Origin of the sequence: Paraglaciecola sp., assembly GCF_051252315.1 — a bacterium.
Taxonomy (GTDB): Bacteria; Pseudomonadota; Gammaproteobacteria; order Enterobacterales; family Alteromonadaceae; genus Paraglaciecola.
The window spans coordinates 1-13760 of the sequence record NZ_JBPOFP010000004.1; the positions used below are offsets into that span (position 1 = coordinate 1).

The following is a 13760-nucleotide window of genomic DNA, read 5'->3' on the forward strand; positions in this document are numbered from 1 at the left end:
ATTATCCATATCAAGATCCATTATTATTTTTTTCAAAAGCATTTTTAACTCGTATGTAGCTAATTTGGGGCGACGGAGCCATTAAGTCAACAGCTAAAACACCGTATAAGACCAAGGTGTTATATGAGACAAAAAAAAAGCTTGCTAGTGTTGCAAACAGTTAAAGTTGTAGATGAATTGTTAATAGTTATTTTCATTTTTGTAATGTGAACACTGTCCGACATTTCTAAAAAAACTTTTTCTCGAAAATAACGTTATTACAACCACAAATGGCGACTGTAATAAATAAATTAGCATGCTGTGCTAGGAGAATAATATGGAAAAGAAGACAACCTATTGGCAGGAAAACCTACGTTTAATATCAATATGCCTAGTCATATGGTTTATCGTATCATTTGGCTTTGGCTTGTTATTAGTAGAACCCCTGAACGAAATTCGTCTTGGTGGATATAAACTCGGATTCTGGTTTGCGCAACAGGGTTCTATTTATACTTTTGTCGGGTTAATTTTTTGGTATAGCCATAAGATGAACAAGCTCGATAAAAAATACGAGTCTGAGGGTGAATCATAATGGATGAGTTAAAACTATATACCTACATAGCAGTTTTTGGTTCGTTTACTTTATATTTTGCTATAGCTTGGTGGGCACGAGCCGCATCAACTAGTGATTTTTATGTCGCCGGAGGCGGTGTCACCCCCATGCAAAACGGCATGGCAATTGGTGCCGATTGGATGAGTGCAGCGTCATTCATTTCAATGGCCGGACTAATTGCGTTTTTAGGATATGGCGGTTCTGTATTCCTAATGGGTTGGACCGGTGGTTACGTATTACTCGCCATGTTACTTGCGCCTTATATGCGTAAACACGGCAAATTCACCGTGCCTGAATTTATTTCTGATCGATATTATTCAAAAACGGCTCGGATTGTGGCGGTTGTGTGTTTAATCATTGCATCACTAACCTATATCATCGGTCAAATGAAAGGTGTGGGCGTAGCGTTTTCTCGCTTCCTAGAAGTTGACTACGGTTTAGGTTTGGGAATAGGTATGGCCGTTGTTTGGTTCTACGCCGTACTTGGTGGAATGAAGGGCATTACCTATACACAAATAGCCCAGTACTGTGTACTCATTTTTGCCTATACCATTCCTGCAATCTTTATCTCTTTTCAACTCACCGGTAACCCCATTCCACAACTTGGTCTAGGTTCAACCTTGGCTGATGGAAGTGGTGTTTACTTACTTGATAAGTTGGACTTAGTAGTGACCGAATTAGGCTTTAAAGAATACACCACAAGCAATATGAATGGCTCCTTAGATATGTTCGCTTACACCATGTCGCTTATGATTGGCACGGCTGGTTTACCCCACGTTATCATGCGTTTCTTTACGGTTCCCTCTGCTAAAGCCGCTCGTTCTTCGGCAGGTTATGCTTTAGTTTTCATCGCCTTATTGTATACCGTTGCTCCAGCTGTTGGTGCCATGGCTCGCCTTAACTTGATGAATACAATTGAACCTACAGCAGGCCAAAATCTAGACTATTCAGAGCGTCCTCAGTGGTTTAAAGACTGGGAAAAAACTGGTTTGTTGCAGTTTGAAGATAAAAATGGCGACGGCAAAATCCAATACTCAGCGGATACAACAACCAATGAAATGGTAAAAGTGGATCGCGATATTATGGTGTTAGCTAATCCAGCCATTGCTAATTTACCTAATTGGGTGATTGCATTGGTCGCAGCCGGAGGGTTAGCAGCAGCCCTGTCAACCGCCGCAGGTTTACTGTTAGCTATTTCATCTTCCATTTCTCATGACTTAATGAAGGGGGTATTAACGCCAGACTTGTCTGAAAAGAACGAGTTGATGGCTGGGCGTATAGTCATGACGCTGGCCATATTAGTCTCCGGTTACCTCGGTTTAAATCCGCCTGGATTTGCCGCAGGGACGGTGGCGCTAGCTTTTGGTTTGGCAGCGTCATCCATATTCCCTGCACTCATGATGGGTATTTTCTCTAAGAAAATGAGTGGCACTGCTGCAGTTGCAGGTATGTGTTCTGGTATCGGTGTGACTATGCTTTATGTGTTCCAACACAAAGGCATAATGTTTATTCCAGGTACAGACTTCTTAGGTGATATGGGGGCAAACTGGTTCCTTGGCATTTCACCTAATGCGTTTGGTGTAGTCGGTGCTTTGGTTAACTTTGGCGTAGCTTTTATTGTGCTTCAGTTTACAGGTCCTGCACCTAAAGCGGTTCAAGACTTAGTCGAAAACATGCGAACGCCTGGTGGCACAGCAGCAATTAGCGACCACTAAGCTTGTTTCATTAAACTTAGCCCACTGAATATTAAAGGCTAAAGAGTTGTGCTCTTTAGCCTTTATTTTTAAACTCACTAAGTTCGATATAATCAGACATTACAAAAGCGCTAATATAGATAAAGACAAAGATAAAAATAATGAATAAACATACAAGAACCGCATTTATGGTGGCTCCAATCCTCGCTGTTATTGGATACATTGCGGCAGATTATTATGCCCAAGGCCAAGCCGAAAAGCCGAAAGTGATCCAGTTACTTCCAGTTGAAAACTGTGACGTAATCAATCAAGAATGTATTTTGAAAGCCGGCGACTTCAAAGTGAATGTGTTTGATAAAAGCAACTTAACCACAGTCAACTCAACCTTTCCATTAGACAACGCCACACTATTTCTGGTTGATAAAAATAACACCCCCACCGCCTATCCATTAGGCATGATACAAAGCCCCTATTATTGGCATGCTGAAACTAATTTGAGAGAACTCATTAGTGACACAGGGCAAAGTTACACACTTAGACTTGTGTTAAATATTAAAGGCGGAAGTTACATATCGGAGTTTACTACGACGACCCAGTAGTATTGCCTTAACGCTCGTTAACATGCGTTTCGCTTTTTATTCACTCCGTTCACGCAATCTCGATAAGTACAAAATAATGGTTGGCTACAATTGTGTTTGCGGCGAGGTTAGTTAACCTGAGCTCGGGATAAGCCGAGCCTCTCAATAACGCTCTTTTTGCGCCTAGCGGCGTTGGATTTTCTAACAATAGCCAGCTATTGCGCACGAAAAGCCGCCTTGCTATACGATAAAAATTTCGTTATCGAGTGATCTAAAAGTAATCGTAAGTAGTTGCCAACTTATAAATGCATGAATTCTATATAAAAACTGAACTTAGGCGACTCTTCTTATTCCGATTTCAGGTTAGTTATTTATTTTGCTAAATTTAAATCTTTTTGATACCAATAAACCACTAACATGACCTGCATCATCCCTATGAAATTCGAAGGGATTCATTCCAGACTCGACATTAATAAAAGTCATACTTTTAGTCGGGACTAAACGCGAAAACTGTACTTCATTTTGTGCTTTAATCTTCAACTGCCCATCAATCACTTTAAGTTTCAATTTAAACTCGTTCTCACCCGTTCTCATTTTGTACAACCCAGTAAAAGCTTTGAGTTCATCAATAGTTAAAGGTAACGCATCTATGATTTTTGGCGAATGAGTCCCCATCCCATAATATTCTGAAATAGCACTCATAATCTGTTTATTGATTAGACCACCATTATCACCATTACTCATCACTATCATGCCGTCGCCTTTATTCACGAAAGCTTTAAATTCATTGGTAAAACCAAGATTTTTACCACCATGAGAAAAGACTAATTCATTATTAACTTCACTAACCTTTGGTCCTAAACCCCAACTCCCTTTATGTTTAGTAAACATGGCCTCTACTGTCTTTTTCTTCAGTATTCCGTCTTTCTTTCCTGACATTATTGCTTGCATATGCATGACGTAAATTGCTAAATCTGACGGAGTAGTCCATAAACCTGCGGCCGCCTTTTCAGGATAATCATTGTAAATTGCAGGGTGCATTTCACCACTCCTGTTATAAGCAGCACTTGTATGAATCTTTAACCTATTCGGTAAAGCGTGCTTATAAGAGCTATGAATCATCCCCATGGGTTTAAGTATTTGATTATCAGTATATTCAGAAAATGAAGTTCCAGAGACGTCTTCTACTATTTTTTGCATGACAGTATAACCACCACCTGAATATCGCCATTTACTGCCTGGAATCTGATTAACTTCAACTTTATCAGTATTTCCTTTGCCACTTAGTACACCAGTTGTACTTGGTATTGTACTACCTGTTGCATACCCAGGAAATCCATGAACACTAAGCCCGCTAGTATGCGTAAGTAGATGACGTAAGGTAACGGGGTTTTCTTTTGTTAACAAATCCCCCTCAACCTTCCAATTTGTTAGATATTGGTTTACATCCACATCCAGATCTAGCTTACCTTGCTCAACCAACTTCAGTGCTGCAAGGGCTGCAACTGGCTTACTAATTGAACCCGCTTGAAATAAAGTACTAGTGTCAACAGACCTTGTAGCATTAGCAATACCATAACCTTTTGCCCAATCTATTTTTCCATTATGGATGACCGCAACACTCACGCCTGGTACATTCAATTGTTTCATTAGCATTATTATTGAGGAACTTTTCTCACTTTCACCTTTGACCTTTATATTACTTTTTAGGTTATTCTCAATTACGTTAATGGCAACGTTATTTGCATAAACTACATTCGTAAAAGTTAATAGGGATAGAGAAATGAGCGAAGTGTAGAGAAAGCGAGTGACATTAGTTGAAAATTTCATAATAGGTCCTTTATTAAATAACTCGATGTACGGAGATGTTGCCGATTTTAATAAAGTACCACGTCGACTGTTAATATTCTCACAATAAACAAGGCTTGGTCAGGTCACCAATGTTTAATAGCATTTAACACCTAATTGACAAGCAAAAATAAGTAAACGTAGTGAACAAAATGCCAACTTTTTTTGTCCTTGTTTAAATTCTTATCAGGCTTTTAATGCGCCTTGCCAATAACCAACATCTAACCACTGATTGAATTTATATCCGACCTCTTTGAAGTGAGCCGCCTTCTTTAAACCAAATTTTTCATGTAAAGCAACACTGGCCTGATTAGGCAATGTAATACCACCAATCACTGAGTGAATTGAGCGAAGTCTTAACTCTGAGAATAAGGCTTCATATAGTTGTGTTCCAACACCTTTACCCGAGTAACTAGGAGATAAATATACGGTTACTTCCACTGAAAAACGATAAGCAAAACGTTCTCTCCATTTACTAGCGTATGCATAACCAATGACTTTACCTGAATCATTTTCAGCAACTAACCATGGCAAATCATCTGACTGAATTTTAGATATACGATCAAACATATCTTCAGGGCTTACCGCTTCTGTTTCGAATGTAATAATAGTTTCTGATATGTAATGATTGTAGATTTCAGCAATAGATATTGCATCTTCCTTAAATACGCTTCGAATCAAATAGCCTCCTGAAAACCTAATGCTGAACGTCTTGTATAAATGGTTCGCGTTTTTTTCGCGCCCAGTGAGGGCCATCGTTTGGCCCTAATGAAATTTTATAAGCTTTTTAGCCCTTATTACGCAGGCTTATTTTTACTGCCTATAAAGTACTTAACCAAAATAGTACCGCCATAAAATAACACTATAAAAACGCTAAAATCGATTAATAATTTTTGAATATCAAATGGGTCAGAAAATAAGGAATACTCAAAAGAAAAATAATAAAATATACCTTTTGAACCCAAGTAGGCAATTAGGAATGGAATAAAAAAACTTAATATAGATCTACTTGATTGCTTAGTGTCCATGTAAAAATTCCTTTATACATTTAATCAACGCAACTATATAAAATTGCTAACGCTTAATATAACTGGAAAATACGAGCTTTTTTCAGCGAGTTGTTTTCCAGTTATTGTGTTTTTTATGTTTTACTGCATGTGAGAACGCCGCTGCTCCATCGTTTAACATCTTGAGTTAGGTTTTCATAGGCCGCAACAGCATAGTCACCTTCTTCCACATGAACAGAGGTGTTGTTTCCAGTTTCACTTACAAGAATACGGATAAAAGGTGCTTGATATCCAATGTCTGAAGTGGCTCGCCTTGCAGTGATTACAGTAACTCCAGTTTCGTCTTTACTTTCAACAACAACTTGGTCTTGCAGCAGTGAAGAATCTTTGTCTTCTACAATAACTCTGTCTCGGAACAGTGAAAAATCTTTAGACCAACATTTCACTGCAATGTCATAAATCTTTTTTGCTTCATCTGATTTAGTATTGGAGCTCTGGTAATCAAACGTCGGTTTTAGAGGCGCTACACAGCCTACGAAAGTTAAACCCAATAAAGCTAAAACTATCCTAGATTTCATTGTTCATCCTTTAAAAACATAACGCTTCGCATAAACAGCGGAGCAAGTTGGCCGCTTTTTTGCGCCGTGTATTTTGCAAAAAACCGGCCTGCTTGCGGAGTCAGGCTTAATGCGTTTGTTAGTTTTTGTTACCACATTTTATCTGCTTTTCACCAAAGTGATAAATATTATTCACTGCTACGTAAACACTAGATACAACGGCGGAAGTTGGCATTGTTATAATTGAAGAAATCTCATCATTCCACTCATAAAAACTAGTATCACCATCCATTAAATTAACAACTTTCAACGTTTTCTTATCAGTAGATAAACCACATTGATAATTTTGCTTATTATCAGTTTCAGGCATCACAACACAACCCGAAAAAGTAAAAACAAAGAATAAGGTCGTAATTTTATTTATCATCAAATCATCCTTTTTTGATAGAGTGAGGTAACCAGTTTTAAAAAACTAACAATTTATTAGACGTCACAACGTCGTGTTTATACACGACATTATTCAGGTCATATTTTTACACAACAACTAGGTTCTTCTTTTATATCCGTTTTTCGTAAGTGAAGCAAAAGGTACTTGTAGAAATCCCCAAAAGGTCTCCGATCAGCTGTTATTGGACAAGAAGTAATTAATTCAGCAAAAATACCTTATGTGCGAAGCAGGTGCTTTTGCTTTACCGCGACTCAAAGTTCACCGAACAGTGCGAATGCCGTTGTGCACTAAGCACATATTGTTGGCCTAAAGACCAACCTACAGGTATCGCCACTTTCCCACATTCAAGGGTTCCCAATTCACGCCAATATTCGTTAGGGTAATTGGCATGCGACTCTAAGTTCGCCGAGCAACGCTGACTAACAAAGGGAAAAGAACATGGATGTTATTTGAGTAATGCTTGTAGGGAACAAATCATTGCGACCTTTGTTAGGCAAGTCGCGCAGGCATTAGAACTTAGTTGGAGCACGGCCCTTTTTGTTTACTTTTTGCGGCTGTTGGTAAAAAGTAAATCGAGCCGCAGGATGCGGTTTGAAAAATAGCCATGGATGGCGGTGAACGAAGTGAATAATCTTAGTGAGCACCGCGAATGCCTTTCAACCCAAAATTAAGACCATAGTCTTAGACTCTCAAAGTTACATATAACCTGTGCTAAAGTAATCTTCAGTAATATGTAACCTAAACTCAGGTTAAAAATAACCTCTACAAGTAAATTGGGAGCAGGCATGGCGATAGGTTGGGTAGCCTTAGCATTAGTATATTTAGGTGGGTTATTTTGGCTTGGAAGATGGGGTGATAGCGATTCTCCGCTCGCCAAAAAATTAACCTCTCACCCAGCAATTTACTCCCTTGCACTTGCCATTTATTGTACCGCTTGGACATTCTTTGGCGCTGTAGGTGAAGCGAGTCGAAATAACTGGCAATACTTACCCATTTTGCTTGGCCCAATATTGGTTTATTTATTAGGTTTTCGCTTTATTCAAAAACTGACCTTGGTAAGTAAAAAGCAACACATTACGACCATTGCTGATTTTATTTCGTCCCGCTACGGTAAACGTCAAACCGTAGCCTTATTAGTCACCATCATTGCACTACTCGCCACTATTCCCTATGTGGCATTACAATTAAAAGCTATTGGCTCTGCATTTCAGTTGGTATCAGAGCAACAAGACAGTGAATCGATTGTGTTACTGGCGACTATTTTTATCGCTTTGTTTTCCATCTATTTTGGTACCCAAAGAACCGATGTCACTGAATACCGAAGAGGCTTTATACTGGCCATTGCTTTTGAATCAAGCATTAAATTATTCGCCCTGTTAGTCATAGCGATAGTCGCCTTTTTTATGTGGTACCCAAACAGTTCAGCGCCTCTTTTTGCATCATTTAGCACTGCTGAATCCCTGAGTACATTTGAATCATTTCCATTCATTGCACAAACCATTATGGCTGGAGCGGCCGTTATTTGTTTGCCTAGACAATTTCATGTGGCCGTTGTTGATAACCAAAATTTAGATCACCTTAAAACTGCGCGATGGATGTTTCCTTTATATCTTGGGCTCATTGCCATAACGATCCCAATCATCACTGTTGCGGGGCAAACACTATTAGCGAATACGGCAGCTGAGCCGGATACCTATGTACTTGAACTGGCCTTAATTTCGGGCTCTGGGCTAGTGCAAATGCTGGTGTTTGTAGGGGGCTTATCTGCAGCTACCGCTATGATAATTGTGGCCACGTTAACACTTAGTACCATGTTAACCAATGACGTGATCTTGCCGAAGGTATTAGCTAAACATAACAGTTCGTATCACCAACAAAATGTCAGTAAAAACATTCTGATCACCCGCCGCTGGGTTATTGCAGGACTATTATTGTTGGCCTACTTGTATCATCAACAGATGGCCAATAGTTCCTCACTGGCATCCATTGGTTTGATTGCTTTCTCCTTGGTTATTCAGTTACTGCCTTCTATTATTGGCGGTTTGTATTGGAAGAAAGGACATGCCCATGGTGTTTATGCAGGTTTGATAAGCGGTATTGTGGTATGGATTTTGTGGTTGATGTTACCCGCTTTTGAAGGAAACATAGATTCGCAATTAACTAACAACAACATATCCTTTGTTGCCATGATTAGTTTGGTCGCTAACTTTGTTGCCTATACGTTTTTCTCTTATATCGCGACAGAAAGATTAGTTGACCGTATTCAGGCTCAAGCGTTTGTTGCCCCTCGGGAAAGCCTGCATAACCAACCTAAGAAGCCTTCTCCCTCGGTGACCACTGCTGACCTCATAACATTACTTTCTACTTTCCTAGGCGATACCCGTTGCCAAGGATTGATTGATGACTTCCAACAAAAACATGACATGACGGTTCACTCTGATACCTCGCCACATACCGACTTTGTGGCTTTTTGCGAACGGGCACTAGGAGGTGTATTAGGTGGCTCTAGCGCCAGAGCACTAATCGACAGTGTGTTAAATGGCAAAAAACTCGGATTTGAAGAAGTCGTTAATTTTTTTGATGACTCCACCCAAGCGATAAAATTTAATACTGGTGCTTTATTTACTTCAATCGAGAGCCTAGATCAGGGGATCAGCGTTATCGATAAGAACCTGAACTTGGTGGCATGGAATAAACGTTATTTAGAACTATTTAACTATCCAAAAGACATGGTGGCAGTAGGGATGCCGATTGAAAATATGGTTCGATACAATGCATCTCGCGGTGATTGTGGTCTGGGTGAAATTGATGCATTAGTGAAAAAACGACTGGCACATTTAAGTCGAGGACATGCTCATAAATTTGTTCGGCAACGAAGTGATGGAAAGATGATTGAGATGGTCGGAAATCCCCTACCAGGCGGCGGTTTTGTGACTAGTTTTAGTGATATTACCTCACATATTGAGATCCAAGAGGCACTAAAAGACGCCAATATTGATCTGGAAAACAGAGTCAAAATTCGCGGCGAACAAGTACAAGCAATCAATGCTGAACTTCATGATGAAATTGCTCGTCGCGTTGAGTTAGAGCAGGAGCTAATTAATGCTCGTCAAAATGCTGAAAGAGCCAATGCCGATAAGACGCGCTTTTTGGCCTTAGCTAGCCACGATATATTGCAACCTCTAAACGCGGCAAAGCTATATTTATCGGCCCTCGATGAAGTCTCCATGCAAGACGATGTGCGAAATATGATTAATAAACTTGGAGAAAGTGTCTCTTCAAGTGAGGCACTGATAGCAACGCTATTAGACATTGCACGCTTAGATCAAGGAGACTTAAAGCCTGTTAAAGGGCCACATTCCGTTATCAAAATACTGTCTCCACTTATACATGAGTTTTCCATGCAGGCACAAAGTAAAGGCCTTAAATTCAGCTCAAGAATTGCCGATGTATGGGTGGACACTGACAAAACCTATCTATACCGAATTGTGCAAAACCTGTTGTCCAACGCGGTTAAGTATACTGATACCGGTGGAATTTTATTATCCGTTAGAGCTCGCCAAAATTCGGTCGTGATACAAGTTTGGGATACTGGGGTTGGCATATCAGAAACCGAACAACAGCATATTTTTGGAGATTTCTACCGTGTTGACGGAAGTAAGCAGCGCGGTGCCGGTTTAGGACTAGGCGTGGTTTCTCGATTGTCTGAGAAACTCGGAAGTCCCTTAACCATGAAATCAGAGTTGCGTAGGGGCAGTTGTTTTACTCTTACGCTAGCCATGGTACCTGCCCTTTCCCCTGAGCCTGAAGTACTGGCTAAAACTTACACCGGATTAGCGGGCCTAGAGGTTTTGTGCGTAGATGACAAGATAGAGAATCTAGACGCAATGCAGACCTTACTCAATAAATGGAAATTAATATGTTTTCAGGCTAGCAGCGCTGACGAGGCGCAACAAAAATTCGACCAAAATCAACCTGATGTATTGTTGGTTGACTACCACCTTGGCAACGGAATTAATGGCCTTGAATTAATTAGTCAGCTTAGAACACAAGCCGGTAAGGAAATCCCCGCAGCTTTAGTCACAGCGAGTCAAGATGAAGAGATAAAGAAGCAATGCGCTGCGACAACCATAGGTTATCTAAGTAAACCCATAAAACCGGCTAAGCTAAGGGCGCTGCTCTTAAGCTTGAAGAACAAGCGGTAAGTTTGAAGAACAAACGGTAAGCCTAAAGAATAAACCTTGAGTTTAAAGAAGCCCCCCAAACTCACGTCACTTGCTTGGCGGCTGTTCTAACTCTAACTGCGAAGCAATCAGTACGGCTTGAGTTCGATTGTTGATCCCCAGCTTTTTAAATACTGCAGTGACATGAGCTTTTACCGTAGCAACAGCAATGTCTAGTTCATAGGCGATTTGTTTGTTTAGCAAACCGTCACGCATAAAACACAGAACTTTATATTGAGCAGGAGTGAGGCTAGAAACTGACTCAGCGAGTTTGGCAAAAGCTTCATCAAAGTCAGTTACATCAGAAGGCATTTTTTCTGGTACCCACACCTCCCCTTCTAATATGCTGGCGACAGCTTCTGCCACTTCACTCGCTCGGGTGGTTTTAGGAATAAAACCCAATGCTCCGGCATTCATCACCTTAGACACAATGCCTACATCTTCAATCCCCGAAACTACCGCCACGGGTATTTCTGGAAACAATTTGCGAATATGAATTAAACCAAATAAATCGGTACTTCCAGGCATATGCAAATCAAACAGCAGTAGATCGATATCGTTCTCTTGCAGTGCATTAACGGTCTCATGCAAATCGCTGGCTTCGAGTAAGGTTAAATCTTCGATATTAAGCATTAACGCCCCTCTTAGGGCGTCTCGATACATGGGGTGATCATCAGCAAGCAATATTGTCAGCATTGTCTCTTCCTACTATAGAAAATTTAGTCTAACAATTTACGATTGATTTGCAATTGCTCTCAAAAACAAAGGTAAATTATAAAAAGCGTTTAATCCCAAATTATACGTTTAGCCTATTTTCTATCAAACTATCCACAACAGACGGATCAGCCAAGGTTGATGTATCACCTAACTGAGCATATTCGTTGGCAGCAATTTTACGTAATATACGTCGCATGATCTTTCCTGAACGTGTCTTCGGTAATCCTGTGGTCCACTGAATTAAGTCAGGTGTGGCAATAGGGCTGAGCTCTTTTCGCACCCATGCACGCACCTCAGCGGTAAGCTTGTCACTGGGCTCAATGCCGTCGACCGGTGTGACATAAACATAAATTGCTTGGCCTTTAATATCATGTGAAAATCCAACTACTGCGGCTTCTGCAATTGATGAATGTGATACCAGCGCACTTTCAATTTCAGCGGTGCCTAAACGATGCCCTGACACATTTAACACATCATCCACTCTGCCCGTTATCCAGTAATAGCCATCTTCGTCTCTTTTTGCACCATCACCGGTAAAATAAGCATTATCGTAGGTGCTTAAATAGGTTTGAATAAAACGCTCATGATCTTTATAGATGGTACGAGCTTGTGCAGGCCAGCTATCTTTTATGATTAAATTTCCTTCTGCCGGCCCTTCTAATTCAACGCCTTCGCTATCAACCAAAGCCGGGACAACCCCAAATAAAGGAAACGTCGCTGAGCCCGGTTTTAAATCTGTCACACCTGGCAAGGGAGAGATCATCAAACCACCAGTTTCAGTTTGCCACCAAGTATCCACGATTGGGCAACGACCTCGGCCAATCACATTATAATACCAGCCCCAAGCCTCAGGATTGATAGGTTCACCCACCGAGCCCAATAAACGTAAAGACTTACCGTGAGTGTCTGATGCAGCAAAATCACCATGAGCCATCAAAGCACGAATTGCAGTTGGTGCGGTATACAAAATGCTGACTTGATGTTTATCAACAATTTGGCATATCCGTCTAACATCTGGATACGTGGGAACCCCTTCAAATAATAAGGTAGTGGCACGATTGGCTAGCGGACCATACACCATATAGCTATGGCCTGTTATCCAGCCTACATCTGCGGCGCACCAGTAAACTTCTCCTGGCTGATAGTCAAATACATATTTGTGGGTTATTGCCGTATATAAAAGGTAACCACCCGTGGTGTGGACCACACCTTTGGGTGTGCCTGTAGAGCCTGAGGTATAAAGAATAAATAAGGGGTCTTCCGCGTCCATCACTTCTGGTGAACAATGACTACTGCAATCACTTATTAAATCTTGCCAAGTGCAATCAATATTGCCCATATTCACGTTAGCTTGGGTATGCTGCCATACGATAACTTGTTCAACACTAGGGCATCGATTATCCAATAATGCCTCGTCAACATTCGCTTTTAAAGGGATTGGTTTTCCAGCTCTGAGCGCTTCATCAGCGGTAATGACTATTTTAGCACCGCAGTCGTTAACTCGGTCTGCAATAGCATTGGGTGAAAAACCTGCAAAAATAATAGAATGTGTCGCGCCAAGTCTAGCGCAGGCTAACATTGCAAACGCTGCTTGGGGGATCATAGGCATATATATTGCCACGCGGTCTCCCTTTTGAACGCCAAGTTTTTTCATGCCATTCGCTATCTTACAAACTTCGTCATGCAAGTTCTGGTAGGTGATATTGGTGCTTTGTGTACCACAATCGCTTTCCCACACGATAGCGTTTTCATTAGCGTGTTGGGCAAGATGTCTGTCGATACAATTGTAAGAAACATTGAGTTGTCCATCTTCAAACCACTTAATTTGTGCTTCTTGTTTATCAAATGAAGTATTTTTAATTTTTTTAGGAAACCTAAACCAATCTAGTGTTTTAGCCTGTTCGGCCCAAAACTCGTCTGGGGAGTCTATAGATTGTTGATACATCTCAAGGTATTGATCTTTACTGATAAGTGCATGTTTTTTTGCCTGTTCAGAAACAGGGTAAATTGAATGGGTCATAGGTCATCTCCAACTATTGTATCTATATAGATACAATTTACGCGCAATTGAAAACTGTGGAATGAGACATTGGTCT

General features: G+C 40.6%; 11 protein-coding genes. 4 read left to right on the forward strand and 7 right to left on the reverse strand.

Going from position 1 to position 13760, the window contains the following annotated elements; genetic code table 11:
- The first annotated feature begins 316 nt into the window (after positions 1–316).
- The 3 genes from ACSHXM_RS01165 to ACSHXM_RS01175 all read left to right on the forward strand — a co-directional run bounded on the left by ACSHXM_RS01165 (position 317) and on the right by ACSHXM_RS01175 (position 2885).
- Complete coding sequence (locus ACSHXM_RS01165) at positions 317–571, forward strand: DUF4212 domain-containing protein (protein WP_435686884.1); 255 nt, start codon at positions 317–319, stop codon at positions 569–571.
- Complete coding sequence (locus tag ACSHXM_RS01170) at positions 571–2307, forward strand: sodium:solute symporter family protein (protein WP_435686885.1); 1737 nt, start codon at positions 571–573, stop codon at positions 2305–2307. Before ACSHXM_RS01165 ends, ACSHXM_RS01170 begins: the two co-directional genes overlap by 1 nt.
- 140 nt (positions 2308–2447) lie before the next feature.
- Positions 2448–2885 (forward strand): hypothetical protein, encoded by a 438-nt coding sequence (locus ACSHXM_RS01175; protein WP_435686886.1) that lies wholly within the window; start codon positions 2448–2450, stop codon positions 2883–2885.
- Positions 2886–3227: 342 nt separating this feature from the next.
- Here the strand turns inward: ACSHXM_RS01175 and ACSHXM_RS01180 are convergent, their stop codons facing one another.
- The 5 genes from ACSHXM_RS01180 to ACSHXM_RS01200 all read right to left on the reverse strand — a co-directional run bounded on the left by ACSHXM_RS01180 (position 3228) and on the right by ACSHXM_RS01200 (position 6703).
- The gene (locus ACSHXM_RS01180; protein WP_435686887.1) at positions 3228–4694 is read right to left on the reverse strand and encodes a serine hydrolase domain-containing protein; all 1467 of its coding nucleotides are present in this window, start codon (positions 4692–4694) and stop codon (positions 3228–3230) included.
- Between the two features lie 204 nt (positions 4695–4898).
- Positions 4899–5393, reverse strand: coding sequence for an arsinothricin resistance N-acetyltransferase ArsN1 family B (locus ACSHXM_RS01185; RefSeq protein ID WP_435686888.1), 495 nt, complete (start codon positions 5391–5393; stop codon positions 4899–4901).
- A 116-nt stretch (positions 5394–5509) separates the two neighbouring features.
- Entirely contained in the window at positions 5510–5740 is a 231-nt protein-coding gene (locus ACSHXM_RS01190; protein WP_435686889.1) for a hypothetical protein, read from the reverse strand.
- A 113-nt stretch (positions 5741–5853) separates the two neighbouring features.
- Positions 5854–6297: a hypothetical protein gene (locus tag ACSHXM_RS01195; protein ID WP_435686890.1), complete on the reverse strand. Its 444-nt coding sequence runs from the start codon at positions 6295–6297 to the stop codon at positions 5854–5856.
- 118 nt (positions 6298–6415) lie between these two features.
- Positions 6416–6703 carry a hypothetical protein gene (locus tag ACSHXM_RS01200; RefSeq protein WP_435686891.1) on the reverse strand — a complete coding sequence of 96 codons (288 nt, stop codon included), beginning with the start codon at positions 6701–6703 and terminating at the stop codon, positions 6416–6418.
- Between the two features lie 806 nt (positions 6704–7509).
- Between ACSHXM_RS01200 and ACSHXM_RS01205 the strand changes: the two genes are divergently transcribed.
- A complete protein-coding gene (locus ACSHXM_RS01205) occupies positions 7510–10929 on the forward strand; it encodes a PAS domain-containing hybrid sensor histidine kinase/response regulator (RefSeq protein ID WP_435686892.1) in 3420 nt (1139 codons plus the stop codon).
- Between the two features lie 66 nt (positions 10930–10995).
- On the opposite strand, the gene ACSHXM_RS01210 is transcribed toward ACSHXM_RS01205, so the two are convergent.
- Complete coding sequence (locus ACSHXM_RS01210) at positions 10996–11643, reverse strand: response regulator transcription factor (RefSeq protein ID WP_435686893.1); 648 nt, start codon at positions 11641–11643, stop codon at positions 10996–10998.
- Between the two features lie 100 nt (positions 11644–11743).
- Positions 11744–13684 (reverse strand): acetate--CoA ligase, encoded by a 1941-nt coding sequence (gene acs / locus ACSHXM_RS01215; RefSeq protein WP_435686894.1) that lies wholly within the window; start codon positions 13682–13684, stop codon positions 11744–11746.
- Positions 13685–13760 lie beyond the last annotated feature (76 nt).